The sequence below is a fragment of the Gillisella terrae genome (assembly GCF_004801395.1).
Taxonomy (GTDB): Bacteria; Pseudomonadota; Alphaproteobacteria; order Rhizobiales; family Rhizobiaceae; genus Allorhizobium; species Allorhizobium terrae.
In genome coordinates, this window is record NZ_SSOA01000002.1 from 1 (window position 1) to 24,120 (window position 24,120).

23 protein-coding genes are annotated in these 24,120 nt (G+C 55.0%); 21 read left to right on the forward strand and 2 right to left on the reverse strand.

Annotated features, from left to right (window positions below; translation table 11 throughout):
• Positions 1 to 176: 176 nt before the first annotated feature.
• The 18 genes from E6C51_RS03760 (at position 177) to E6C51_RS03845 (ending at position 18,368) form a co-directional block, all read left to right on the forward strand.
• Positions 177 to 476: an FAD assembly factor SdhE gene (locus tag E6C51_RS03760; RefSeq protein WP_146930025.1), complete on the forward strand. Its 300-nt coding sequence runs from the start codon at positions 177 to 179 to the stop codon at positions 474 to 476.
• On the forward strand, positions 473 to 3,985 hold the full coding sequence (gene mfd / locus E6C51_RS03765; RefSeq protein ID WP_190235095.1) for a transcription-repair coupling factor: 3,513 nt from the start codon (positions 473 to 475) through the stop codon (positions 3,983 to 3,985). Before E6C51_RS03760 ends, mfd begins: the two co-directional genes overlap by 4 nt.
• Positions 3,986 to 4,145: 160 nt before the next feature.
• A complete protein-coding gene (locus E6C51_RS03770; RefSeq protein ID WP_146930019.1) occupies positions 4,146 to 4,820 on the forward strand; it encodes a hypothetical protein in 675 nt (224 codons plus the stop codon).
• 431 nt (positions 4,821 to 5,251) lie between these two features.
• Complete coding sequence (locus tag E6C51_RS03775; protein WP_190235096.1) at positions 5,252 to 6,088, forward strand: VOC family protein; 837 nt, start codon at positions 5,252 to 5,254, stop codon at positions 6,086 to 6,088.
• The gene (gene kdsA, locus E6C51_RS03780; protein WP_190235097.1) at positions 6,085 to 6,933 is read left to right on the forward strand and encodes a 3-deoxy-8-phosphooctulonate synthase; all 849 of its coding nucleotides are present in this window, start codon (positions 6,085 to 6,087) and stop codon (positions 6,931 to 6,933) included. The genes E6C51_RS03775 and kdsA overlap by 4 nt, the downstream gene beginning before the upstream one ends.
• 115 nt (positions 6,934 to 7,048) lie before the next feature.
• Positions 7,049 to 8,323, forward strand: a complete 1,275-nt coding sequence (gene eno / locus E6C51_RS03785; RefSeq protein ID WP_146930010.1) for a phosphopyruvate hydratase — start codon at positions 7,049 to 7,051, stop codon at positions 8,321 to 8,323.
• Positions 8,324 to 8,529: 206 nt separating this feature from the next.
• Positions 8,530 to 8,841: an FtsB family cell division protein gene (locus E6C51_RS03790; protein WP_146930007.1), complete on the forward strand. Its 312-nt coding sequence runs from the start codon at positions 8,530 to 8,532 to the stop codon at positions 8,839 to 8,841.
• 177 nt (positions 8,842 to 9,018) lie between these two features.
• Positions 9,019 to 10,065 (forward strand): pyruvate dehydrogenase (acetyl-transferring) E1 component subunit alpha, encoded by a 1,047-nt coding sequence (pdhA, locus tag E6C51_RS03795; RefSeq protein WP_146930004.1) that lies wholly within the window; start codon positions 9,019 to 9,021, stop codon positions 10,063 to 10,065.
• A gap of 17 nt (positions 10,066 to 10,082) precedes the next feature.
• A complete protein-coding gene (locus E6C51_RS03800) occupies positions 10,083 to 11,450 on the forward strand; it encodes a pyruvate dehydrogenase complex E1 component subunit beta (RefSeq protein ID WP_190235098.1) in 1,368 nt (455 codons plus the stop codon).
• Between the two features lie 15 nt (positions 11,451 to 11,465).
• Complete coding sequence (locus E6C51_RS03805; protein ID WP_190235099.1) at positions 11,466 to 12,791, forward strand: pyruvate dehydrogenase complex dihydrolipoamide acetyltransferase; 1,326 nt, start codon at positions 11,466 to 11,468, stop codon at positions 12,789 to 12,791.
• Positions 12,792 to 12,806: 15 nt separating this feature from the next.
• The gene (locus E6C51_RS03810) at positions 12,807 to 13,445 is read left to right on the forward strand and encodes an SGNH/GDSL hydrolase family protein (protein WP_146929995.1); all 639 of its coding nucleotides are present in this window, start codon (positions 12,807 to 12,809) and stop codon (positions 13,443 to 13,445) included.
• Positions 13,446 to 13,537: 92 nt separating this feature from the next.
• Positions 13,538 to 13,804: a YdcH family protein gene (locus E6C51_RS03815; protein WP_146929992.1), complete on the forward strand. Its 267-nt coding sequence runs from the start codon at positions 13,538 to 13,540 to the stop codon at positions 13,802 to 13,804.
• Positions 13,805 to 13,881: 77 nt separating this feature from the next.
• Entirely contained in the window at positions 13,882 to 15,336 is a 1,455-nt protein-coding gene (gene lpdA / locus E6C51_RS03820) for a dihydrolipoyl dehydrogenase (RefSeq protein ID WP_190235100.1), read from the forward strand.
• 68 nt (positions 15,337 to 15,404) lie between these two features.
• Complete coding sequence (locus E6C51_RS03825; protein ID WP_190235101.1) at positions 15,405 to 15,659, forward strand: GlsB/YeaQ/YmgE family stress response membrane protein; 255 nt, start codon at positions 15,405 to 15,407, stop codon at positions 15,657 to 15,659.
• Between the two features lie 42 nt (positions 15,660 to 15,701).
• Positions 15,702 to 16,673 carry a lipoyl synthase gene (lipA, locus tag E6C51_RS03830; protein ID WP_146929983.1) on the forward strand — a complete coding sequence of 324 codons (972 nt, stop codon included), beginning with the start codon at positions 15,702 to 15,704 and terminating at the stop codon, positions 16,671 to 16,673.
• An 80-nt stretch (positions 16,674 to 16,753) separates the two neighbouring features.
• Positions 16,754 to 17,323, forward strand: coding sequence for a P-loop NTPase family protein (locus tag E6C51_RS03835; protein WP_230987053.1), 570 nt, complete (start codon positions 16,754 to 16,756; stop codon positions 17,321 to 17,323).
• 10 nt (positions 17,324 to 17,333) lie between these two features.
• A complete protein-coding gene (locus tag E6C51_RS03840) occupies positions 17,334 to 17,906 on the forward strand; it encodes a P-loop NTPase family protein (protein WP_190235103.1) in 573 nt (190 codons plus the stop codon).
• Between the two features lie 9 nt (positions 17,907 to 17,915).
• Positions 17,916 to 18,368, forward strand: a complete 453-nt coding sequence (locus E6C51_RS03845) for a type II toxin-antitoxin system RatA family toxin (RefSeq protein WP_190235104.1) — start codon at positions 17,916 to 17,918, stop codon at positions 18,366 to 18,368.
• Here E6C51_RS03845 and E6C51_RS03850 read toward each other — a convergent pair.
• The gene (locus tag E6C51_RS03850) at positions 18,353 to 18,859 is read right to left on the reverse strand and encodes a CinA family protein (protein ID WP_190235105.1); all 507 of its coding nucleotides are present in this window, start codon (positions 18,857 to 18,859) and stop codon (positions 18,353 to 18,355) included. The genes E6C51_RS03845 and E6C51_RS03850 overlap by 16 nt on opposite strands.
• Positions 18,856 to 20,079 (reverse strand): bifunctional 2-C-methyl-D-erythritol 4-phosphate cytidylyltransferase/2-C-methyl-D-erythritol 2,4-cyclodiphosphate synthase, encoded by a 1,224-nt coding sequence (locus tag E6C51_RS03855; RefSeq protein ID WP_190235106.1) that lies wholly within the window; start codon positions 20,077 to 20,079, stop codon positions 18,856 to 18,858. Before E6C51_RS03855 ends, E6C51_RS03850 begins: the two co-directional genes overlap by 4 nt.
• Positions 20,080 to 20,243: 164 nt before the next feature.
• Between E6C51_RS03855 and dusB the strand changes: the two genes are divergently transcribed.
• The 3 genes from dusB to ntrC are packed head-to-tail and all read left to right on the forward strand — an operon-like array spanning position 20,244 to position 23,829.
• On the forward strand, positions 20,244 to 21,242 hold the full coding sequence (dusB, locus tag E6C51_RS03860; RefSeq protein WP_190235107.1) for a tRNA dihydrouridine synthase DusB: 999 nt from the start codon (positions 20,244 to 20,246) through the stop codon (positions 21,240 to 21,242).
• Complete coding sequence (locus E6C51_RS03865; protein WP_230987054.1) at positions 21,239 to 22,381, forward strand: two-component system sensor histidine kinase NtrB; 1,143 nt, start codon at positions 21,239 to 21,241, stop codon at positions 22,379 to 22,381. The genes dusB and E6C51_RS03865 overlap by 4 nt, the downstream gene beginning before the upstream one ends.
• A complete protein-coding gene (gene ntrC / locus E6C51_RS03870; RefSeq protein ID WP_146929959.1) occupies positions 22,378 to 23,829 on the forward strand; it encodes a nitrogen regulation protein NR(I) in 1,452 nt (483 codons plus the stop codon). The genes E6C51_RS03865 and ntrC overlap by 4 nt, the downstream gene beginning before the upstream one ends.
• Positions 23,830 to 24,120 lie beyond the last annotated feature (291 nt).

Consider the following 24,120-nt stretch of genomic DNA (forward strand, 5'->3'; position numbering starts at 1 on the left):
ATGCGTAGAACAAAGAACTTAGAGCCTTTCCGTCTTCAACGGAAAAGCTCTATAGCATTTCCAGCAAAAGTGCGCAGCGGTTTTGCGTCCGGAAATGCGTAGAACAAAGAACTTAGAGCCTTTCCGTTTTCAACGGAAAAGCTCTATAGAAGCGCATCAACAGGAAGGTATGCCCAATGACTGGTTTGGTTCGCAGCAGCTCTGATCTTGACCCGCGCCGCAGGCGCATTTTGTTTCGCTGCTGGCATCGCGGCATCCGCGAGATGGATTTGGTGTTGGGACAGTTTGCCGAGGCCGAAATTGCCAATTTGAGTGATGCCGAGCTGGATGAGCTGGAACGGATCATGCAGGAAGAAGACAATGATCTGGTGAAATGGGTCACGGGTGCGCAAGAAACGCCAGACCATATCAAAGGTCCGCTTTTTACCCGCATTGCTGCCATCCGTCCCGATTTCTCGCCCGTTGTTGATCAATGATTTCTGTGTTTGATGCAAAAAAGGCGGCAGCCGCCAAGGCTGCTGTCACGCTTTCGCCTGTGCCGGATGGCATGGATGCGTTTTTGGTGGCGGAGCTTGCCCGTCAGGGCAGGCCGGTGGCGTATCTGCTGTCCGATTCCAGCCGGATGGCGGATATTGAGCAGATGCTGGGCTTTTGCGCGCCGGAAATTCCCGTGCTGTCGCTGCCCGCTTGGGACTGCCTGCCCTATGACCGCGTATCGCCCAGCGCCGATATTTCGGCAAAGCGCCTGTCTGCGCTCACAGGCCTGATTGCTCACGCTAAAAAGCCGCATCCGGGTATTGTGCTGGTCACCGCCAATGCCATGCTGCAAAAGATGGTGCCAGCCGAGATTATTGACAGTCTGTCCTTTTCGGCCCGTCCTGGCAATCAGGTGCGGATGGATGATATTGCCGCGCGCCTTGAGCGCAACGGCTTTGACCGTGTGGCCACCGTGCGTGAGGTGGGCGAATATGCCGTGCGCGGCGGTATTCTCGATGTTTTTGTGCCCGGCTCGGAAGAGCCGGTGCGGCTGGATTTCTTTGGCGATACGCTGGAGACCATCCGCAGCTTTGATCCCGCAAGCCAGCGCACCATTGCGCAGGTGCGTGAACTGAGCTTAAACCCGATGAGCGAAGTGACGCTGACGCCGGAGAGCATTGGCCGTTTTCGCAAAAACTATCTCTCGCTGTTTGGCGCATCCACGCGGGATGACGCGCTCTATACGGCGGTGTCTGAAGGTCGCCGCTATGCAGGCATGGAACATTGGCTGCCGTTGTTTCATGAAAAGATGGAAACTGTCTTTGATTATCTTCAGGGCTTTTTGCTGGTCACCGATCACACGGTGCGCGAATCGGCCGAAGAGCGCGCCAAGCTGATCCGTGACTATTATGAAGCCCGTCTGGATTCGGCCACGCCCGGTAAAGGTCATCTTGGGCAAGGCGCACCTTACAAGCCTATTCCGCCAGAATATCTCTATCTGAATGCCGAGGACTTCACCAAGGCGCTGGATGGGCTTAATCCGGTTCGCCTGACACCTTTTGCCGAAGTTGGCACGGCAAATCGCAAGATTATTGAAATATCTGCTCATTCCGGTCCACGCTGGGCCAAGGCGGCATCGGCAGAAAAGCCAGAAGACGGAGAGCGCGCCAACGTCTTTAATCAGGCGGTCACATATATCGCCGACAAGCGCGCCGCGGGCTCAAAGGTGCTGATCACCGGCTGGTCGGAAGGCTCACTGGATCGGCTGTTGCAGGTGCTTAACGAGCACGGGTTGGAGCGGCTGAAAAACGTCGCAAAGCTGGACGATCTGGAAAAGCTCAAGAAAGGCGAGGCGGCAGCCGCCGTTCTCAGCCTTGAGGGTGGGTTTGAAGCCAGCGATCTGGTGGTGGTTGGCGAGCAGGATATTCTTGGCGACCGCATGGTGCGCCGCTCCAGGCGTCGCAAGCGGGCTGCCGATTTTATCTCGGAAGTCGCAGGTCTGGATGAAGGCTCGATCGTGGTGCACGCCGAGCACGGCATTGGCCGCTTTGTTGGCCTTCGCACCATTGCGGCCGCAGGCGGCCAGCACGCCTGTCTTGAGCTGCAATACGCCGACGAGGCCAAGCTGTTCTTGCCCGTCGAAAACATCGATCTTCTATCGCGTTATGGCTCTGAGGGCAGCGAGGCGCAGCTGGATAAGCTGGGCGGTGGCGCATGGCAAATGCGCAAGGCCAAGCTGAAAAAACAGTTGCTGGATATGGCCGGCGGGCTGATCCGGGTGGCGGCTGAACGCATGATGCGCTCGGCACCCGTTTTATCCACAACGGAAGGTTTTTACGACGAATTTGCCGCGCGTTTTCCTTATGAGGAAACCGAGGACCAGATGAACGCGATTGAGGCCGTGCGCGGCGATCTCGGCGCTGGCCGCCCGATGGACCGCCTGGTGTGTGGCGACGTTGGTTTTGGCAAGACGGAAGTGGCACTGCGCGCCGCCTTCATTGCTGCCATGAACGGTATTCAGGTGGCCGTGGTGGTGCCCACCACGCTGTTGGCGCGCCAGCATTTCAAGACTTTTTCAGAGCGTTTTCGTGATCTGCCGATCCGCATTCAGCAGGCATCGCGCCTTGTGGGCACCAAAGAGCTGAACTTGGTTAAAAAGGAAGTGGCAGAGGGCAAGACCGATATTGTGGTGGGCACCCATGCCCTGCTCGGTGCCGGGATCAAATTTGCCAACCTTGGCCTGTTGATTATCGATGAAGAACAGCATTTTGGCGTCAAGCATAAGGAACGCCTGAAAGAGCTGAAATCCGATGTGCACGTGCTCACCCTTTCGGCAACGCCTATTCCGCGCACGCTGCAATTGGCGATGACCGGTGTGCGGGAACTGTCGCTGATTACCACGCCGCCGGTGGATCGCATGGCGGTGCGCACCTTTATCTCGCCGTTTGATGGCCTTGTGATTCGCGAAACCTTGATGCGCGAGCATTATCGCGGCGGTCAGAGCTTTTACGTCTGCCCGCGTCTGGCGGACCTTGCTGACATCAAGGCGTTTTTGGATTCGGATGTGCCGGAATTGCGGGTGGCGATTGCCCATGGGCAAATGGCAGCGGGCGAGCTGGAAGACATTATGAACGCCTTCTATGAGGGGCGCTATGATGTGCTGCTCTCAACCACCATCGTTGAGTCGGGGCTGGACGTGCCAACCGCCAACACATTGATTGTGCATCGTGCCGATATGTTTGGTTTGGCGCAGCTCTATCAGATCCGTGGCCGCGTTGGTCGCTCCAAGGTGCGGGCTTTTGCGTTGTTGACGCTGCCGGTCAACAAAGTGCTGACGGCCAGCGCGGAGCGGCGGCTGAAAGTGCTGCAATCGCTGGATACGCTGGGCGCTGGCTTCCAGCTTGCCAGCCACGACCTTGATATTCGCGGTGCGGGTAATCTGTTGGGCGAGGAGCAATCCGGCCATATCAAGGAAGTCGGCTTTGAGCTTTACCAGCAGATGCTGGAAGAAGCCGTGGCTGAGGTGAAGGGTGAAGACCAGATCGTGGATAGCGGCTGGTCGCCACAAATTCAGGTCGGCACCTCGGTGATGATTCCCGACAATTATGTGCCGGACCTGCACCTGCGTTTGGGTCTCTATCGCCGCCTGGGTGAATTGACAGAGCTGAACGAGATTGATGCGTTTGGGGCCGAAATGATCGACCGTTTCGGACCCCTGCCTATCGAAGTGCAGAATCTGCTCAAGATCGTTTATATCAAGGCGCTGTGCCGCAAGGCGAATGTTGAAAAGCTCGATGCGGGTCCAAAGGGTGTTGTGGTACAGTTCCGCAACAAGGAGTTCCCCAATCCGGCAGCCCTTGTGGGCTTTATTGCCAAGCAAGGCACCATGGCCAAGATCAGGCCAGATCACAGCGTTTTCCTGACGCGCGATTTGCCGACGCCAGAAAAGCGTTTGGCCGGTGCCGCAAAAATCATGGTGCAGCTTGCTGAAATGGTAAACCAGAAGTGACCCATAAGTCACATTGCCTGTGTCCCACACCCATGATGTCGATCTTAGCTCGCTTTTATCCAAGTGGCGTAGCAGGATCGACATCACCTCGTCATGATCTCGTGATGGATTGAAACGCATTCTGTATTTTTCAGAATGCTAAATCTTTTCAGGAGGTTATATGCGAACTCTATTTTTAACCGCGGTGGTTGCTTCCATGATGGCCTCTTCCAGCAGCTTTGCGGCACAACCGTCATCATGGCCCGACACGCCGATTGCAAGGGTGTCGGCTCTTGCCGTCCTGCAATCACTCAATGCTGATCTGCTCAGCCACGACAGCGCCACGCTGACGCTTGATCGCTGGTGCAGTGATCACAAGCTGGCCGATCACGCCAAAATTGTTGCCGAGCCGGTTAAGGGTGTCGATAAGCCCGCGACAGCAGAGATTCGCGCAGCCTTGAAGGTTGGCGAGGCGGATAAAGTTGGTTATCGCCGCGTGCGTCTGATGTGTGGTGAGCGTGTGTTGTCCGATGCCGATAACTGGTATGTGCCATCCCGTCTGACGGCAGATATGAACAAGGCGCTGGAAACCACCGATGCTGCATTTGGCCGTGTGGTGAAACCTCTGAACTTCCAGCGTCACACGCTCTCGGCAAAATTGCTGTGGCAACCTCTGCCTGAAGGCTGGGATATGGGGGCGGCAATTCCGGCAGCCAGCGATAAGGCCCTTGAACTGCCCGATCATGTGATTGAGCATAAGGCTCTTTTGAGCTTGCCGGATGGAGCACCGATTAGCATGGTGGTTGAAAGCTATACGCGGCATGTGCTTGATTTTGCGCCACCAACGGTGAAGTAAAGCTGACATCAATGGCGAAACGCGGCGCGAAAACGCCTCGGCGGGATTTTCTGAAAACGCTGGAGTTTGTCTGGTTCAATCTGGACCTGACAGACTCTCGCGTTTCGTCTTTCTCTAGAAAAGCGATTCTGACAGCACCGTTTTGCATGAAATTTTTTGTTGGACAGAAAACCCCCAAAAATGACGTTTCCCTGTGAAATCGCGATCCTCTATTGATTTTCACTTGCGTACACATGACCCAAACATAACGTCAACGCATGTTCCACAATGTCGTGAATTGGATGTGATCGTTGAGGAAATTTACAGCGCCGTGCGCCATATATGGCGCAAAAAGGTCGGCGTAACACTTTTAGCCGACTGCATCATTCTCAAATCGATTCCGATTTAAGAATGATGCAGTCGGCAGAACATTTGCCGTGGAGCAAAATAATATGCGTTCAATGGATCATCTGGTCCTGCCTGTGTCAGATCTCGAAATCGCGCGGACACGTTTGCAATCCCTTGGCTTCACTGTTGCGGCCAATGGGCGTCATCCCTTTGGCACAGAAAACGCCTGCGTGTTCCTGCCTGACAAAACCTACCTCGAACCTTTGGCTGTTGCGGATCCGGCAGAAGCAGAGGATGCGATTGCGCATGGAAATTTGTTTGTTGCACGGGACAGGTTTTTTCGCCAGCATCGTGCTGAAGGCCTTTCTGCCATTGTGGTTCAGTCGGATGATGCTTTCGCTGATCGAGAAGCATTCACTGCCGCTGGAGTCGGTGAGGGCGGCGATATTCTGGAGTTTTCCCGCCCGGTGCGTCTGCCAGACGGTCAAGAACGCATCAGCAGCTTTCGCCTCGCCTTTGCGATTGATCCTCTGGTCGAAACCTTCTTTCTCTTCGCATGCCAGCGGTTAAATCCCTTGTCGGTTGATCGGGATGTGCTGGAGAAACATGCGAATGGTGCCCTCGGCGTCAAACGTATCCTTATTCAAACCGGTCAGAACAATTATCAGGCGTTGATGACGCCGGTCTTCGGCTGTGCCAGCCGCGAGATTACCAACGGGCAAGCTTTTGATGCGGGCAACACGTCCGTTGAGGTTGTTGTGGGCAATGATGCGAATATTGGCATCATTGTGCTTGCGCTGGTGTTTACAGTGGCTGATCTTGAGGTGACAGCGGCGGCTCTGGCTGCTAATGGCGTAAGCCATGTAAGAACACAGGACGAGATTGTCGTTCCGGCAGCACCTGGCCAGGGCGTCACCTTCCTGTTTGAGGAGAATGCATGATGACGTCCCCCAATTCCACAGTTGTTGTCGGCGAAGGCGATCGCCAGGTTTCCTTTTCAAATACAGCGCGCTTTTCATTGATCTGCGGTCCCTGCCAGATGGAGAGCCGTGAGCACGCCTTCATGATGGCGGGCAGCATCAAGGAAATTTGTAACAAGCTGGGCATTGGTCTGGTCTATAAATCTTCCTTCGATAAAGCCAACCGCACGTCCTTGAAGGCCGGTCGCGGCATTGGTCTTGAAAAAGGCTTGCAGGTTTTCGAAGAGCTCAAGAAAGAATTCGGCTTTCCGGTGCTGACCGATATTCACCGCGAAGATCAGTGTGCTGAAGTCGCGAGCGTGGTGGACGTGTTGCAAATCCCGGCGTTTTTGTGCCGCCAGACTGATCTTCTGGTGGCCGCTGCCGAGACTGGTCGCGCCATCAACATCAAGAAGGGTCAGTTTTTAGCCCCTTGGGATATGAAAAACGTGATGGAAAAAATCACGCTATCGGGCAATCCCAACGTCATGCTCTGTGAGCGCGGCGCATCCTTTGGCTATAACACGCTGGTGTCTGACATGCGGTCCTTGCCGATCATGGCAGGCTTTGGCGCGCCCGTGGTGTTTGATGCGACTCACTCGGTGCAGCAGCCGGGCGGGCAGGGTGGATCAAGCGGTGGCCAGCGCGAATTTGTGGAGACTTTGGCCCGTGCAGCCGTGGCGGTGGGCGTTTCTGGCCTGTTTATCGAATCGCATCAGGATCCCGATAATGCGCCATCAGATGGCCCGAATATGGTGTATCTCAATGATCTCGAACGATTGCTGGACAAGCTGTTGGCTTATGATGCGGTAACCAAAGCGCTATGACATCAATATTCCATCGTAGACTGTCATTGTAATTTTTCTTTCATCGGTTAAGACAATTCAATCGGTTCAGATGGGGCGCATTTTGCCCTGTCAATCTACACAGCAGGGAGCGAACATGACCGCTATTACCGACATTATTGCCCGCGAAATTCTCGACAGCCGCGGCAATCCAACCGTTGAAGTTGATGTTTATCTGGAAGATGGCAGCATGGGCCGCGCGGCGGTTCCATCTGGCGCATCCACAGGTGCCCATGAAGCGGTTGAATTGCGCGATGGTGGCAAGCGTTACCTCGGCAAGGGCGTCGAAAAGGCTGTTGAAGCTGTTAATGGCGAAATTTTCGACGCCATTGGCGGTCATGACGCTGAAAACCAGATCATGATCGACAACATCATGATCGAACTGGACGGCACACCAAACAAGTCGCGCCTCGGCGCAAACGCCATTCTTGGCGTGTCGCTGGCTGTTGCCAAGGCGGCGGCTGAAGCCTCTGGTCTGCCGCTTTATCGCTATGTTGGTGGCCCCAACGCTCGCGTTCTGCCTGTGCCGATGATGAACATCATCAACGGTGGTGCACACGCTGACAATCCAATCGACTTTCAGGAATTCATGATCATGCCGGTTGGCACGGACAATATCCGTGACGCGATCCGCATGGGCTCTGAAGTGTTCCACACGCTGAAGAAAGAACTGTCGTCGCAAGGCTTCAACACCAATGTTGGTGACGAAGGTGGCTTCGCACCGGGCTTGAAGAGTGCGCCAGAAGCACTTGATTTTATTATGAAGTCTATTGAAAAGGCTGGCTATCGCCCTGGCGAAGACATGTATCTGGCACTCGATTGCGCCTCGACTGAATTCTTCAAGGATGGCAAATATGTGCTGGCTGGTGAAGGCCGCACGCTCGAGCCTGAAGCCATGGCAGATTACCTGGCAGAACTGGCTGGCAAATATCCAATCATTTCCATCGAAGATGGTATGGCAGAAGATGACTGGGCTGGCTGGAAATATCTGACCGACAAAATCGGCTCCAAGACACAGCTGGTTGGTGACGATTTGTTTGTGACCAATTCGGCTCGTCTGCGTGACGGTATCCGCATGGGCGTTGCCAACTCCATTCTGGTGAAGGTCAACCAGATCGGCTCGCTGTCCGAGACGCTGGATGCCGTGGAAACAGCCCATAAGGCTGGCTACACTGCCGTTATGTCGCACCGCTCTGGCGAAACAGAAGATTCGATCATTGCTGATTTGGCAGTTGCCACCAATTGCGGACAGATCAAGACCGGTTCGCTGTCGCGCTCTGACCGTCTGGCAAAATACAATCAGTTGATCCGCATTGAAGAAATGCTGGGCTTGCAGGCATCCTATGCTGGCACTTCCATTTTGAAGGGCTAATTAGCCACCAAAATTTTGATGTCTTACGCCCGCATCGTCATCTCGATGCGGGCTTTTTTTGTGCTGTGTTGCTATGGTCAACGATCGGTTAAGCAAATTGGTTTAACGTCGCAATGTTCAATGTCGTCCGATGTGTGGCATTGAGGGTAAGTATCGGAGCATGATGCTCACGTTCAACAGTTTTGCGTTGCAGGGCCTTAGCCAATATGTGGACACGCCACCATAAAAACAGAAAATTCGGCCGGCTCGTTCTTCCTGCCGTCACCATCGCATTTCTCGGCTATTTCGGTTATCATAGTATTCACGGCGATTACGGCCTTAAGGCCGGCGAAAAGCTTGATGTGCTGCTGGCAACGCGCAATAGCGAGCTTGCAAGTCTTGTTCACGCGCGCAAAAAGCTAGAGACCCAGGTTCGGCTTCTAAGTGATGGATCGCTTGATCGCGACATGATGGATGAGAAAGCGCGCTATCAGCTCAACATGTCCAAACCCAATGAAATTGTGATTTTCAACCGATAAACCCGTCTTATTTTATGGATTTCCAAATTAACCGAAATTCGGTTAATCTTAAAAAACTCTTTGTTTTCTGTTGTTTATACAGAATACAAGGCATGCATTTAATGCATTGCGACTTTGCTCTTTCTTGAATATGGTGGTGCCAACTAAAAAACCCTTACACAACTCAGGGAGGGATGAATGGCACCGCGCACTAACGCGACTGCTTCTGGTCGGAAGAATACGGCCAAGCCTGCTAAGGGCGAATTCGTCGAAGGTACTATTGTGGAGTTTGATCGCGATCAGGAGCTTAAGGCCTATCGCGAAATGCTGCTGATTCGCCGCTTTGAAGAAAAAGCCGGTCAGCTCTATGGCATGGGCTTCATTGGTGGTTTCTGTCACCTTTACATCGGTCAGGAAGCCGTTGTGGTTGGTATGCAGTTGGCGCTGAAAGAGGGTGATCAGGTTATCACCGGTTACCGCGACCACGGCCACATGCTGGCGTGCGGCATGAGCGCGCGCGGCGTTATGGCTGAATTGACCGGACGTCGGGGCGGCTTGTCGAAGGGCAAGGGCGGCTCCATGCACATGTTCTCCAAGGAAAAGCATTTCTACGGCGGCCACGGTATCGTTGGTGCTCAGGTGTCCCTCGGCACGGGTCTGGCTTTCGCCAACCGCTATCGCGGCAATGACAATGTTTCTCTCGCTTACTTCGGCGACGGCGCTGCCAACCAGGGTCAGGTTTACGAGAGCTTCAATATGGCTCGCTTGTGGAACCTGCCGGTGATTTACGTGATCGAGAACAACCGTTACGCCATGGGCACCTCGGTTGCCCGCGCTTCGGCGCAGACCGACTTCTCTCAGCGCGGTGTGTCGTTCAACATCCCCGGCATGAAGGTCGATGGCATGGATGTGCGCGCGGTTCTGGCTGCTGCCGAACAGGCTGTCGATCATTGCCGTTCGGGCAAGGGTCCGGTTATTTTGGAAATGGAAACCTACCGTTATCGCGGCCACTCCATGTCCGACCCTGCCAAGTATCGCTCCAAGGATGAAGTGCAGAAAATGCGCTCCGAGCATGACCCGATTGAGCAGGTGAAAATCCGCTTGATGGAGCAGGGCTGGGCATCGGAAGAGGATCTCAAGCTGATCGACAAGGAAGTGCGCGATATTGTGGCCGATAGTGCCGATTTTGCGCAAGCTGATAAAGAGCCGGATGCATCCGAGCTCTACACCGACATCCTGTTGTAAGCGAGGGAGGGTTATCCATGTCCGTCAATATTCTTATGCCCGCCCTGTCTCCCACGATGGAAGAGGGTACTCTTTCCAAGTGGCTGAAGCAGGAAGGCGACACCGTTAAGTCTGGCGATGTGATCGCTGAAATTGAAACCGACAAGGCAACCATGGAAGTGGAAGCTGTTGACGAAGGCGTTATCGGCAAGCTGCTGGTTGCGGCTGGCACTGAAAACGTCAAGGTCAATACGCCAATTGCTGTTTTGTTGCAGGATGGCGAAAGCGCTGATTCGGTCGCTTCCGCTCCAAAGGCTGAAGAGGCTGCTCCTGCTGCCGCTGAGGAAAAGCCTGCGTCTGCGCCGGTTCCTGCTGCTCCGGTCTCCAACGCCGCATCTGATCCTTCTATTCCAGAAGGCACAGAAATGGTGACGATGACAGTGCGTGAAGCTCTGCGCGAAGCCATGGCCGAAGAAATGCGCAGCAATGAAGACGTGTTCATCATTGGTGAGGAAGTTGCCGAATATCAGGGCGCTTACAAGATCACCCAGGGCCTGCTGGCCGAGTTTGGTGATCGTCGCGTTGTTGATACGCCGATTACCGAGCATGGTTTTGCCGGTGTGGCTGTTGGTGCTGCCATGGCGGGCCTGCGTCCAATCGTCGAATTCATGACGTTCAACTTCGCCATGCAGGCGATTGACCAGATCATCAATTCCGCTGCCAAGACGCTTTACATGTCTGGCGGTCAGATGGGTGCGCCAATCGTATTCCGCGGTCCAAACGGTGCAGCGGCCCGCGTGGCGGCTCAGCACAGCCAGGATTATGCGGCATGGTATAGCCATATTCCGGGCCTGAAGGTGATTGCGCCTTACACCGCAGCCGATGCAAAGGGTCTGTTGAAGGCGGCAATTCAGGATCCGAATCCTGTGATCTTCCTTGAGAATGAAATTCTCTACGGTCACAGCTTTGAGGTGCCAAAGCTGGATAATTTCGTGCTGCCAATCGGCAAGGCACGTATCCATAAGCCCGGCAAGGACGTGACAATTGTGTCGTGGAGCATTGGCATGACCTATGCAACCAAGGCCGTTGAAGAACTGACCAAGCTTGGTATCGATGTTGAATTGATCGACCTGCGCACCATCCGTCCGATGGACCTGCCGACCGTTATCGAGTCTGTGAAGAAGACTGGTCGTCTGGTCGTGGTTGAAGAAGGTTATCCACAGTCGTCGGTTGGCGATTTTGTGGCCAACAGCATCCAGCGCGAAGCGTTTGACTATCTCGATGCACCGGTGTTGACCATTGCTGGCAAGGATGTTCCGATGCCATATGCGGCCAACCTTGAAAAGCTCGCTCTGCCGAATGTCGGCGAAGTGGTCCAGGCCGTCAAAGCCGTCTGCTACAAATAAGGGGAGGCGAGGCATATGCCGATCAATATCACCATGCCAGCCCTCTCTCCCACCATGGAAGAGGGCAATCTGGCCAAGTGGCTGGTCAAGGAAGGCGACACCGTCAAGTCTGGCGATGTGATTGCCGAGATTGAAACCGACAAGGCAACCATGGAAGTGGAAGCCGTGGACGAGGGTGTTGTGGCCAAGCTGGTTGTTCCGGCTGGGACCGAAGGCGTCAAGGTCAATGCCTTGATTGCCATCCTCGCCGCTGACGGTGAAGATGTGTCTGCTGCCGCCGCTGGCGGTGGTGCTGCGGCTCCTGCAAAGACAGAGGCCAAAGCAGAAGCTCCCGCGGCTGAAAAGCCAGCAGCCACGGCTGCTGCACCTGCTCCAGCTCAGGCCGTTGCGCATTCCGGTGAGCGCGTATTCGCTTCGCCATTGGCGCGTCGTCTGGCCAAGGATGCTGGTCTCGACCTTAAGGGTGTTGCTGGCTCCGGCCCGCATGGCCGTATTGTCAAGAGCGACATTGAAAAGGCTGTCAGCACTGGCGGCGCAAAGTCAGCTGCTGCCGCACCTGCGGCTGCTCCAGCCAGTGCACCTGCTCCGGCTTTGGCAAAGGGCATGTCGGACGATGCTGTGCTCAAGCTGTTCTCGGAAGGCTCTTACGAGCTGGTTCCGCACGACGGCATGCGCAAGACCATTGCCAAGCGCCTGCAAGAATCCAAGCAGACCATTCCGCATTTCTACGTGTCCGTGGATTGCGAATTGGATGCGCTGCTGGCACTGCGCGCTCAACTGAACGGTTCTGCGCCTGAAAAGGATGGCAAGCCGGTCTACAAGCTCTCGGTCAACGATATGGTCATCAAGGCCATGGCGCTGGCGCTGCGCGATGTGCCGGATGCCAACGTATCCTGGACCGACAGCAATATGGTCAAGCACAAGCACGCCGACGTTGGCGTGGCTGTGTCGATCCCCGGCGGTCTGATCACCCCGATCATCCGTCAGGCCGAGCTGAAGAGCCTGTCTGCCATCTCCAACGAGATGAAGGATCTGGGCAAGCGCGCCAAGGAACGCAAGCTGAAGCCTGAGGAATATCAGGGCGGCACCACTGCCGTGTCCAACATGGGCATGATGGGCGTGAAGAATTTCGCAGCGGTGGTCAACCCACCACATGCGACCATTCTGGCCGTTGGCGCAGGTGAAGAGCGCGTTGTTGTGAAGAAGGGCGAGATGAAAATCGCCAACGTCATGACCGTCACGCTGTCCACTGACCACCGCGCGGTTGATGGAGCCTTGGGTGCCGAACTTCTCGGAGCCTTCAAGCGCTACATCGAAAGCCCGATGGGTATGCTGGTGTAACCTGAAAGAAGTGGCATGAAATCCGTTCTTTGCTACGGCGATAGTCTGACCTGGGGTTACGATCCCGTATCCCTTGGTCGGCATGACTACCAGAACCGCTGGCCGAGCGTGCTGCAAAAGGCGCTGGGGCCAGAGGTGACGGTGATTGCCGAAGGCTTGAACGGACGCACTACCGCCTATGATGACTATCTGGCCGATTGTGAGCGCAATGGTGTCAAGCTGTTGCCAAGTGTTTTGGCGACCCATGCACCGCTGGATCTGGTCATCCTGTTCTTGGGCACCAATGATCTCAAACGTGGGCCGGCTGGTACGGCCCACGCTGCAACAAAGGGCATGAAGCGGCTGGTGCAGCTTATTCGCCATCATGCCTGGCCCATGGAAACCGATGGGCCGGATATTCTCATCGTTGCCCCGCCGGTTATTTGTGAAACCGCCAATGAACCCTTTGCGGCGATGTTTCGCGATGCGCTGGAGGAATCGGCCATGGTGGCCAGTCTCTATAGTGATCTGGCCGATGAGCTGGAGTGCAGCTTTTTTGATGCCGGATCGGTGGCGAAATGTTCGCCGCTGGATGGTATTCATCTGGATGCCGAGAATACGCGCGCCGTTGGGCGCGGGCTGGAGCCAGTGGTTCGGGTGATTTTGGGTGTTTAACGCGGTTGGTTTCAATCGGGTTGATCAACATCAAGGAGGTATTTTGTGGCGTGGCTAACCTGATCTCGTAGACCTGAAGAGGAGAAGGGATCATGGCAAACACACCGCATCAATTGACGGCTGAATTTCCTGAATTTGTGGCGCTGATCCACCATTTGAAAATGACAGACGGGCATTTTGCCAGATTGTTTGACAGCTACCACGATGTGAACGGGAAAATTCATCGCGCTGAAACGAATATAGAGCCGGTAGACGATTTCCATATGGAAGACATGCGGAAAACCCGGATGCGGCTCAAGGATGAAATCTACGGGATGCTGGTTCACCATGAACCGGAAGCCGAAACGCCGGAAGTATAAGCCGGGCTGCTTCCAATCCCGTGACCGGCGATCACCAAGCGGTGGTTGCCGCAAGAAACCGAGGAGTGGAAACGCCCATGTCGAATGCTTATGACGTCATCATCATCGGGTCTGGCCCCGGCGGCTATGTGACCGCGATCCGTGCCGCCCAGCTCGGCCTGAAAACCGCGATTGTTGAGCGGGAACATCTGGGCGGTATCTGCCTCAACTGGGGTTGCATCCCCACCAAGGCGCTGCTGCGCTCCGCCGAAATTCTTGATCATGCCAACCATGCCAAGAGCTATGGCCTGACGCTGAACGGCACGATGACCGCCGATGTGAAAGACGTTGTCGCCCGTTCGCGTGGCGTTTCTGCGCGCTTGAACGGCGGCGTTGCCTTCCTGATGAAGAAAAACAAGATCGATGTGATCTGGGGCGAGGCAAAGCTTTCCAAGCCTGGCGAAATCTTGGTTGGCAAAACAGCGAAGCCTGCTGTGCAGCCTCAGAACCCCGTGCCAAAGGGCGTTTTGGGTGAGGGCACCTATACGGCAAAACATATTATTGTTGCTACAGGCGCACGTCCACGCGCACTGCCGGGCATCGAGCCAGATGGCAAGCTGATCTGGACCTATTTCGAAGCCATGAAGCCCGATTTCATGCCGAAATCTTTGGTGGTCATGGGTTCGGGCGCGATCGGCATTGAATTTGCCTCTTTCTACCGCTCCATGGGCGTGGATGTGACGGTGGTTGAGCTGATGGCCAACATCATGCCGGTGGAAGATGTGGAAATTTCCACCATTGCCCGCAAGGCGCTGGAAAAGCGCGGCATGAAGATTATCACTGAGGCCAAGGTTTCCAAGGTTTCCAAGGTTGAGAAGGGTGCAAATTCCATCACCGCCCATGTTGAAACCAAGGACGGCAAGGTGCAGCAGATCACCGCTGATCGTCTGATCTCGGCTGTTGGCGTGCAGGGCAATATCGAAAACCTCGGCCTTGAGACGCTGGGCGTCAAGACCGATCGCGGCTGCATTGTCATCGACGGCTATGGCAAGACCAACGTGCCGGGGCTTTATGCCATCGGCGACGTGGCTGGTCCGCCAATGCTGGCCCATAAGGCCGAACATGAAGGCGTGATCTGCATTGAAAAGATTGCGGGCCTGCCCAATGTTCACCCGATGAACAAGTCGATGATTCCGGGCTGCACCTATTGCAATCCGCAGGTTGCGTCGGTTGGTCTCACCGAAGCCAAGGCCAAGGAGCAGGGCCGCGATATTCGCGTTGGCCGCTATAGCTTCAATGCAAATGGCAAGGCTATCGCGCTTGGTGAAGATAATGGCATGATCAAAACCATTTTTGATAAGAAAACCGGCGAATTGATCGGCGCACACATGGTTGGCGCGGAAGTGACCGAGCTGATCCAGGGCTTTGTGGTGGCGATGAACCTTGAAACCACCGAGGAAGAACTGATGCACACCATCTTCCCGCACCCAACCTTGTCTGAAATGATGAAGGAAAGCGTGCTGGATGCCTATGGCAAAGTGCTGAACGCCTAAGGGTTGGTTGCGATTGAGCTGCCCGCAGCCTATATAGTCGGCGGGACAGCACATATAAGGAGCCGCTGATGACCGGATTTGAATTAGGCTGGTTCATGACCATCATCGTCGGCGGCCTTGCTGGCTGGTTGGCGGGCAAGCTCATGGATATGCGCTTTGGCATTTTCATGAATATCATTGTCGGCATTGTTGGTGCCGCTCTGGCCTCCGCAATTTTCCGCCGGTTCGGAATTTTCGTGGAAGGTGATTGGCTCGGTTATATGATCACCAGCTTTGTGGGCGCAAGCCTTCTGCTGTTTGTTGCCAAACTGGTGCGCCGCTAAATTTTTACTGCCGCAGAGCTGCGGCTTGGACAGGTCAAAATCATGGTCACGATCCTCGATAGAACGCAAAGCCCTGAAAAGCGCATTCGTCACCCGGAAAAGGCGCATAAGCCTGATACCGAGGTGCTGCGCAAACCGGAGTGGATCAGGGTCAAAGCGCCGACGTCCAAGGGCTATCAGGAAACGCGCGAACTGGTGCGCAGCCACAAGCTTGTGACAGTCTGCGAAGAGGCAGGCTGCCCCAACATCGGCGAGTGCTGGGATAAGAAACACGCCACCTTCATGATCATGGGCGAGATTTGCACCCGCGCCTGCGCGTTCTGCAATGTTGCCACGGGCAAGCCGAATGCGCTGGATCTGGACGAGCCTGCAAACGTCGCCAAGGCCGTCAAGCAGATGGGTCTTTCGCATGTGGTGATCACCTCCGTGGATCGCGATGATCTGGCTGATGGCGGTGCTGAGCATTTTGAGAAGGTTATCTGGGCCATCCGCGAAGCCTCGCCACAGACGACCATTGAAATTCTGACGCCTGACTTTTTGAAAAAGCCCGGTGCGCTGGAGCGCGTTGTGGCCGCCAAGCCAGACGTGTTCAACCACAATATGGAAACCGTGCCCGGCAATTACCTGACGGTGCGTCCCGGCGCACGCTATTTCCACTCGGTGCGCCTGCTGCAACGGGTCAAGGAACTGGATCCAACCATGTTCACCAAATCAGGCATCATGGTCGGCCTCGGTGAAGAGCGCAACGAAGTGCTGCAATTGATGGATGATCTGCGCAGTGCCGATGTGGACTTCCTCACGATTGGCCAATATCTCCAGCCCACCCGCAAGCATCACAAGGTGGAAAAATTTGTGACGCCAGAAGAGTTCAAATCCTACGAGGATATTGCCTATACCAAGGGCTTCCTGATGGTATCTTCCAGCCCGTTGACCCGCTCTTCGCACCATGCAGGGGATGACTTTGCCCGCCTGAAAGCCAACCGCGAAAAGAAGCTGCTGGCTGCTGCCGAGTGAATTTTTTATAACAGCCTTGCATGGTTTGAGACCCGGCGCTTATAAACGCCGGGTTTATTTGTTTCGGGGGTGCGGCATTGGTGAGATATCTCAAAACTGACCCTGAAGCGGCAAGCCTTGTAAAACAAGCCCAACGCATCTGCGTGGTGGGTTGCTCTGGCAGCGGCAAAAGCACGCTGTCGCAGGCGCTGTGCAGTCTTTTAAATCTCACCTATATTTCCATGGATCGCGATGTTTTCTGGCTTCCGGGCTGGCAACTCCGGCCTCGTCCCGAAGCGATTGAGCGGATGAAGGGTTTTGTCGCAGGCGAGCGCTGGATCATTGATGGCAACAGCCCTGGCACCTTGCCAGCGCGCTTGGCTCGTTGCAATCTGGTCATCTGGATGCGTCCACCGCGCTACGCCTCGATGTATGGGGTGGTGTCCCGCTGGCTGAAACATCGCGGGCAGGTTCGGCCCGGAATGGCGGAGGGCTGTCCGGAAAAGATCGACTTGGAGTTTTTGAAATACATCTGGAATTTTGAAGCCAAAGAAGTGCCGCAGTTTCAGGAACAGTTTGAAAAGGCGAGGGACGATCTTGGGGTGATTGTGGTGACATCCCGCAAGCAAAGTGCAAAGCTGTTGTCGGAATTGGCCAAAATACACCCTTGAGGTTTAAGTCATGGTGCATTGTGCGCAAAACCTCGAAGAAGCTGCTGAAATTTTGAAAAGCAGCAATCGTATTCTGGTTGTTGGCTGCTCTGGTGGCGGCAAGTCTACGCTATCGATGAAATTGTGTGCGCGGTTCGGTCTTGAGTTTATCTCAATGGATCGTGACATCTTCTGGCTGCCAAATTGGCAGGCCCGTTCGCGATCGGAACAACGGGAGATTATTTCAAACATGGTCGCCGCAGACCGTTGGCTGATGGATGGTAGCAACCCATCCAGCTTCGATTTGCGCTTGCCCCGAGCCGATATTGTGCTGTGGGTAAGGTTGCCGCGCTGGCGGTGTCTGTTGGGGGTTTATCGGCGGGCATTTCGAAACTACGGCAAAAAGCGGCCAGAGATGGCCGAAGGATGTGTTGAAAAATGGCCCGATAAAGATTTTCTCAGCTATATCTGGAACTTCGAGCACAAACACGCCCCCATCTTTATTCGCAACTTCGATCTTTACGGCCCGCAAGTGCCGGTTTTGGTGTTAAAATCCCGGCGCGAAGTGTCGCAGCTTCTTGATCTTGTTGGCGCACAGGCTTAAGTGCCATTTATGCCAAAGTTTGAAACTCGCCGTCCTGTCAAGCACTCTCCTGACCGCATGTATGCGCTGGTTGCGGATATTGAGCGCTACCCCGAATTTGTGCCGCTGTGCGATGCACTCTCTATCCAGTCACGCAAGGAGCGCGACGGTAAGGAGTTGCTGATTGCCAATATGTCGGTGGGCTATAAAGCGATCCGTGAGACCTTTACCACGCAAGTGCTGCTGAAGCCCGAAGAGCGCGCCATCGATGTTCAATATATCGAAGGCCCGTTCAAATATCTCGACAATCGCTGGCGGTTTGAAGAAACGGCTGACGGCGGCTGCATGGTGCATTTCTTCATCGATTACGAATTCAAAAGCCGCATCCTCGGGGCCTTGATGGGCTCGATGTTCGACCGCGCCTTTCGGATGTTCACCGAAGCGTTTGAAGCCCGGGCTGACAAGATTTACGCAGACGGCTGAACAAGGCTTGAGAGCATCGCAATCGCGGTTCTGATGGTCTCAAGGCGCACGGTTTCGCGGCCTAAGTCGCCAAGGCGTATTGCTTTATGAAGCGTCTTGCCCGTTCTGGCCATTGCTGCGAGATGCACAAGCCCTACGGGTTTTTCCGCTGATCCTCCACCGGGGCCCGCGATGCCGGTGACGGCAACGGCGAGTGACGCGCCGGAGCGATAGAGTGCGCCATGGGCCATGGCCAATGCTGTTTCGCGCGAAACAGCGCCATAGGTTTCAAGGGTTGTGGCAGGCACGCCCAGCATGTCCATTTTGGCCTGATTGGAATAGGTCACGTAGCCACGATCGACCACGGCAGATGAACCGGCAATCTCGGTCAAAAGCCCGGCAATCAATCCGCCGGTACAGGATTCGGCGGTGGCAATGGTCAGGCCGCGTTTGCTGAAATCTGCAATCAAGGCCTGAGCCGTCTGTTCAAGATCAGCGGGAAACAGGCTCATGCGGCCCTCCCTTGAAACACCACCGTTGCCGTTGCAATGGCTGCAATGCCTTCTTTGCGGCCCACAAAGCCGATTTTTTCATTGGTGGTGGCTTTGACCGAGCAACGGTCGAGCGAAATCTCCAGAATTTCAGAGAGCTTTTCGCGCATGGTCTGGCGGTGTGGACCAATTTTCGGCTCTTCGGCAATCAAGGAGATATCGGCATTCATGATCGTGCCGCCAGCATCGCGCACGATCTTTGCTGCGTGCTCCAGAAAAATACGCGAGGCGGCACCGCGCCATTGCGGATCAGAGGGTGGAAAATGATCGCCAATGTCGCCAGCGCCGCAGGTTGCCAGCAGCGCGTCGGTCAGCGCGTGCAGCGCAACATCGGCATCAGAGTGCCCGCTTAAGGCCTGTGTGTGGGCAATGAAAACGCCGCAAAGTGTGACACCATCGCCGGGCACCAATTGGTGGACATCATAGCCATTGCCGGTGCGAACATCGGGAAGTAGCATGGTGGAAAGGCGGGCGTCGGCCATCTCAATATCTCGCTTCACAGTCAGTTTTACGTTGTCGGCCAGACCTTCCACCAGTCGCACCGGCATGCCTGCCCATTCGGCAATGGCGGCATCATCGGTAAAATCATCCCGACCAGAGGCTGCGGCCTTTTTATGGGCGTTCAAAATCTTGGCGTAGTTGAAACTTTGTGGTGTCTGGGCTGCGAAAAGTCCAGCGCGCGAAACGGTATCGCTTACAAAGCCATCATGGTTGCCACGCTTGAGTGTATCAGCCACCGGCATGGCTGGCAAAACAGCATCAGCGCCCTCATCAAGGGCCTTGCCTATCCGATCCAGCAGCATTTGGTCAAAAAATGGTCGCACGGCATCGTGAATCATCACATGGTCTGGAGCTGTGGCCTGCAACGCATTGAGACCCGCTAAAACCGACTGCTGGCGCGTTTTGCCGCCATGGGTGACGATAAGCTCTTGTGTAAGATGAGCAATGGGATCGAGGGCCTTGGCCAGCAGCTGTTCATCATCGGGATGAATAACCACCACGATTGTTGCATCCGGCAAATGGCTGCGAAATTTCTGCACGGTGTGCAAAATTACAGGTTTTCCGCCAATGGTGCGATATTGTTTTGGCCCTTCTGTCGAGGCACCAGCGCGTTCTCCGCGGCCTGCGGCGACCAATATCACCGCTGTTGACCTTGCTCCACTCGCTTTAGTATGCACCATAGTCTTTCCAGTCGATTAGCAGGTTTTAGTTGTCTAGCGATGCTTTTGGAGGTTTTCCAGCGCGGTTGCGAAAAAATATCTGTATCGCCCGGAAAGGGCTTGGCATGAAAGAATTTTATGTCTAAAAATCAGGCAAACTAGCTTCATGCTCGAAAGATAATCACTTGTTACATCCACCTCTTGATCAAGGGTTCACGATAGCGTCGGTTGCAATCCGCAATCGCGTGGTGCTTGCTCCTATGTCGGGTGTTACGGATTTGCCGTTTAGGCAGCTGGCTTTTCGCTATGGTGCCGGGCTGGTGGTGACCGAAATGGTTGCCAGTCGGGAGCTGGTGTTCAATGCTGCCGAGAGCTGGTCTCGCCTGAAGGGGGCAGGATTAACGCCGCATATGGTGCAACTGGCAGGTCGAGAGCCGCGCTGGATGGCGGAAGCGGCCAAAATTGCCGAGGCCAATGGCGCAAATATTATTGATATCAATATGGGCTGTCCCGCCAAAAAAGTGATTGGCGGCTATGCTGGATCGGCATTGATGCGCGAACCAGAGGTGGCGCTCGCGTTGATTGAAGCGACCGTGAAGGCTGTGTCGATACCCGTGACCGTGAAGATGCGTCTGGGATGGGATGACACTTCCATCAATGCGCCAGAGCTTTCGCGCCGTGCCGAATCAGCTGGTGTTCAAGCCATCACCATTCATGGCCGCACCCGTATGCAGTTTTATGAGGGCAGGGCCGATTGGGATGCGATTGCCCGAGTTCGCGACGCAATCTCTATTCCGCTGATTGCCAATGGCGATGTGGAAACCAAAGCCGATGCCGCTGAGATTTTGCGACGCTCTGGCGCAAATGCCGTCATGCTTGGTCGCGGATGCCAGGGCAGGCCGTGGCATGCGGGGGTGCTTGCTGGTCACCAAGGGCCGAAAGCCGCAGAGATCCCTGATGTTGCGGTCGAGCACTATCGCCTGATGATGGAGCATTACGGCGCAGATGTTGGTGTGCGTCATGCGCGCAAACATGTGGCTTGGTACTTGGACCGGCACGGTGCGGTTTTATCTGCGCAGGAAAAAACGGCAGTGATGACATCGAAAGACCCCGAGTTTGTGGCCCGGAGCCTGCACGAGGCGTTGGCTAAAGCGGTTTGCGCACCGCAGGAAGAGGCTGCATGAGCAATGACATGATGAGTGCGGGCAATCCGTTGGCAATGGCAGTGCTCAACGCCATTCAAAATCCGGTTGTTCTGGTCAATGCGGAAGGTTTGATTGCCTTTGCCAATTGGGAGGCTGAGGCCTTTTTTGGCGCAAGCGCCAGTCATTTGGCGCGTTATAAGATCTCCACCTTCATTCCTTTTGGCAGCCCACTTCTGGAATTGATTGAGCAAGTGCGCGAGCGCCGTGCGCCGGTCAATGAATATCGGGTGGATTTAAGCTCGCCCCGGTTGGGTCAAGACAAGCTGGTTGATCTCTATGTCGCCCCGGTGGTTGGCGAACCGGGCGCGGTTGTGGTGGTATTTCAAGAGCGCTCGATGGCCGACAAAATTGACCGCCAGTTGACCCATCGCGCTGCGGCCCGTTCCGTCACGGGCCTTGCATCCATGCTGGCGCATGAGATCAAAAACCCGCTCTCCGGCATTCGGGGTGCCGCGCAATTGCTGGAAACCTCCGTGCCGGATGAAGATCGCAACCTGACACGGCTGATTTGCGATGAAACCGATCGCATCGTGTCGCTGGTTGACCGGATGGAGATTTTCTCGGACGAGCGGCCGGTGGATCGCACATCGGTCAATATCCACTCTGTGCTGGACCACGTCAAAGCCATTGCCCAGGCGGGCTTTGCGCGGAATATCAAAATCACCGAGAGCTACGATCCATCCCTGCCGCCGGTGTTTGCCAACCGGGATCAATTGGTGCAGGTGTTTCTCAATCTGATCAAAAATGCCTCGGAAGCCGTCGGAGATAAGCCGGATGGCGAGATCCATCTGACAACGGCCTATCGTCCCGGCATTCGCCTTTCTGTCGCGGGCTCGCGCGAAAAGATTTCGCTGCCGCTGGAATTTTGTGTGCATGATAATGGCCCCGGCGTGCCAGCGGATTTGCTACCGCATCTTTTTGATCCTTTTATCACCACCAAAACAAATGGCTCCGGTCTTGGACTGGCGCTTGTTGCAAAAATCATTGGTGGCCATGGTGGCATTGTTGAATGCGACAGCCAAGCCAACCGGACGACATTTCGCGTGCTGATGCCTGTTTCGAGAGAAGCAGCAGAAGATGACGCGCCGTTTGCCAAAGACACGGGAAAAGCCAGATGACCGCAACCATTCTTGTTGCCGATGACGATGCCGCCATTCGCACTGTATTGAACCAGGCTCTCAGCCGCGCTGGCTATGATGTGCGTATCACCTCCAATGCCGCAACCCTGTGGCGGTGGATTTCGGCAGGCGAGGGGGATCTTGTGGTCACCGACGTGGTGATGCCCGATGAAAACGCATTTGACCTGTTGCCGCGCATCAAAAAGGCAAGGCCAGACCTGCCCGTCTTGGTCATGAGTGCGCAAAACACCTTCATGACCGCCATTCGTGCCTCTGAAAAAGGGGCTTATGATTATCTGCCCAAGCCGTTTGACCTCACCGAGCTGATTGCCATCATTGGCCGTGCGCTGGCCGAGCCCAAAAAGAAACCGGCGCGGCTGGGCGATGATATGCAGGACGGCATGCCGCTGGTGGGGCGCTCTGCGGCGATGCAGGAAATCTACCGGGTGTTGGCCCGTTTGATGCAAACCGATCTGACGTTGATGATCACCGGCGAATCCGGCACCGGCAAAGAATTGGTGGCCAAGGCGCTGCATGATTACGGCAAGCGCCGCAACGGCCCATTTGTTGCCATCAACATGGCAGCGATCCCGCGCGATTTGATCGAATCCGAGCTGTTTGGTCACGAAAAAGGTGCTTTTACTGGCGCGCAGAACCGCTCATCGGGCCGCTTCGAGCAGGCCGAAGGCGGAACGCTGTTTTTGGATGAAATTGGCGATATGCCAATGGATGCACAAACGCGGTTGCTGCGCGTGTTGCAGCAGGGCGAATATACCACGGTGGGCGGGCGCACGCCGATCCGCACGGATGTGCGCATTGTGGCCGCCACCAATAAGGATTTGAAACAGTCGATCAATCAGGGCCTGTTCCGCGAAGATCTCTATTATCGCCTGAATGTTGTGCCTTTGCGCCTGCCGCCTCTGCGAGATCGTGCCGAGGATATTCCCGATCTCGTACGCCATTTTGTGCAGCAGGGCGAAAAGGAAGGGTTGGACGCCAAGCGGTTTGAGCAGGAAGCGCTTGAAGTGATGAAGTCCTACGCTTGGCCGGGCAATGTGCGCGAGGTGGAGAACCTCATTCGCCGGTTGATGGCGCTTTATCCGCAGGATGTCATTACCCGCGAAATCATTGAGCAGGAATTGCGCTCCGATATCAACGACAGCCCCATTTCCAAATCGGGCACGGTGAGTGGCAATGTGACCATTGCTCAAGCCGTTGAGGAGAATATGCGCAGCTACTTCGCCTCCTTTGGCGATGCGCTGCCACCACCCGGCCTTTACGACCGTGTTTTGACAGAAATGGAATATCCACTGATTCTCGCAGCCCTCACGGCTACACGCGGAAATCAAATCAAGGCCGCTGATCTGCTGGGGTTGAATCGCAATACATTGCGCAAAAAAATTCGCGAGTTAGGCGTTTCTGTGTATCGCAGTTCGCGCAGTGCTTGACATTGAGGCAGGTAGCGTTGCAATTTCGCCACAATGCGTTGCTCAATAGCAACGCATGAAAGACTCAATTCGGCTGTGTTGTTTTTGTCACTCGATCTTTCCGGGTTGCAAAAATGGACAGCGATTTGAGGGGTGGCGATAAGGTTGTCGATTTCTTAGAGTTTGTCAGGGAAAGGTGGAAGCCGGTTTCCCCGAAAAGACAAACGAAAACAAAAGAATTCAGAGTCTGTCAGGTTCAATCTGAACCTGACAGACTCTACCGACCTTATCAGTCTGGAATCTTTCGCGCTG

What these genes read in the sequence shown, in the direction of transcription:
- E6C51_RS03800 (WP_190235098.1), top strand. Translation starts at nt 10,083, where the DNA reads ATGTCCGTCAATATTCTTATGCCCGCCCTGTCTCCCACGATGGAAGAG.
- lpdA (WP_190235100.1), top strand. Translation starts at nt 13,882, where the DNA reads ATGTCGAATGCTTATGACGTCATCATCATCGGGTCTGGCCCCGGCGGC.
- E6C51_RS03850 (WP_190235105.1), bottom strand. Translation starts at nt 18,859, where the DNA reads ATGAGCCTGTTTCCCGCTGATCTTGAACAGACGGCTCAGGCCTTGATT.
- E6C51_RS03790 (WP_146930007.1), top strand. Translation starts at nt 8,530, where the DNA reads ATGTGGACACGCCACCATAAAAACAGAAAATTCGGCCGGCTCGTTCTT.
- E6C51_RS03825 (WP_190235101.1), top strand. Translation starts at nt 15,405, where the DNA reads ATGACCGGATTTGAATTAGGCTGGTTCATGACCATCATCGTCGGCGGC.
- E6C51_RS03815 (WP_146929992.1), top strand. Translation starts at nt 13,538, where the DNA reads ATGGCAAACACACCGCATCAATTGACGGCTGAATTTCCTGAATTTGTG.
- eno (WP_146930010.1), top strand. Translation starts at nt 7,049, where the DNA reads ATGACCGCTATTACCGACATTATTGCCCGCGAAATTCTCGACAGCCGC.
- lipA (WP_146929983.1), top strand. Translation starts at nt 15,702, where the DNA reads ATGGTCACGATCCTCGATAGAACGCAAAGCCCTGAAAAGCGCATTCGT.
- E6C51_RS03770 (WP_146930019.1), top strand. Translation starts at nt 4,146, where the DNA reads ATGCGAACTCTATTTTTAACCGCGGTGGTTGCTTCCATGATGGCCTCT.
- mfd (WP_190235095.1), top strand. Translation starts at nt 473, where the DNA reads ATGATTTCTGTGTTTGATGCAAAAAAGGCGGCAGCCGCCAAGGCTGCT.
- ntrC (WP_146929959.1), top strand. Translation starts at nt 22,378, where the DNA reads ATGACCGCAACCATTCTTGTTGCCGATGACGATGCCGCCATTCGCACT.
- E6C51_RS03865 (WP_230987054.1), top strand. Translation starts at nt 21,239, where the DNA reads ATGAGCAATGACATGATGAGTGCGGGCAATCCGTTGGCAATGGCAGTG.
- kdsA (WP_190235097.1), top strand. Translation starts at nt 6,085, where the DNA reads ATGATGACGTCCCCCAATTCCACAGTTGTTGTCGGCGAAGGCGATCGC.
- E6C51_RS03845 (WP_190235104.1), top strand. Translation starts at nt 17,916, where the DNA reads ATGCCAAAGTTTGAAACTCGCCGTCCTGTCAAGCACTCTCCTGACCGC.
- E6C51_RS03805 (WP_190235099.1), top strand. Translation starts at nt 11,466, where the DNA reads ATGCCGATCAATATCACCATGCCAGCCCTCTCTCCCACCATGGAAGAG.
- pdhA (WP_146930004.1), top strand. Translation starts at nt 9,019, where the DNA reads ATGGCACCGCGCACTAACGCGACTGCTTCTGGTCGGAAGAATACGGCC.
- E6C51_RS03840 (WP_190235103.1), top strand. Translation starts at nt 17,334, where the DNA reads ATGGTGCATTGTGCGCAAAACCTCGAAGAAGCTGCTGAAATTTTGAAA.
- E6C51_RS03760 (WP_146930025.1), top strand. Translation starts at nt 177, where the DNA reads ATGACTGGTTTGGTTCGCAGCAGCTCTGATCTTGACCCGCGCCGCAGG.
- E6C51_RS03855 (WP_190235106.1), bottom strand. Translation starts at nt 20,079, where the DNA reads ATGGTGCATACTAAAGCGAGTGGAGCAAGGTCAACAGCGGTGATATTG.
- E6C51_RS03775 (WP_190235096.1), top strand. Translation starts at nt 5,252, where the DNA reads ATGCGTTCAATGGATCATCTGGTCCTGCCTGTGTCAGATCTCGAAATC.
- E6C51_RS03810 (WP_146929995.1), top strand. Translation starts at nt 12,807, where the DNA reads ATGAAATCCGTTCTTTGCTACGGCGATAGTCTGACCTGGGGTTACGAT.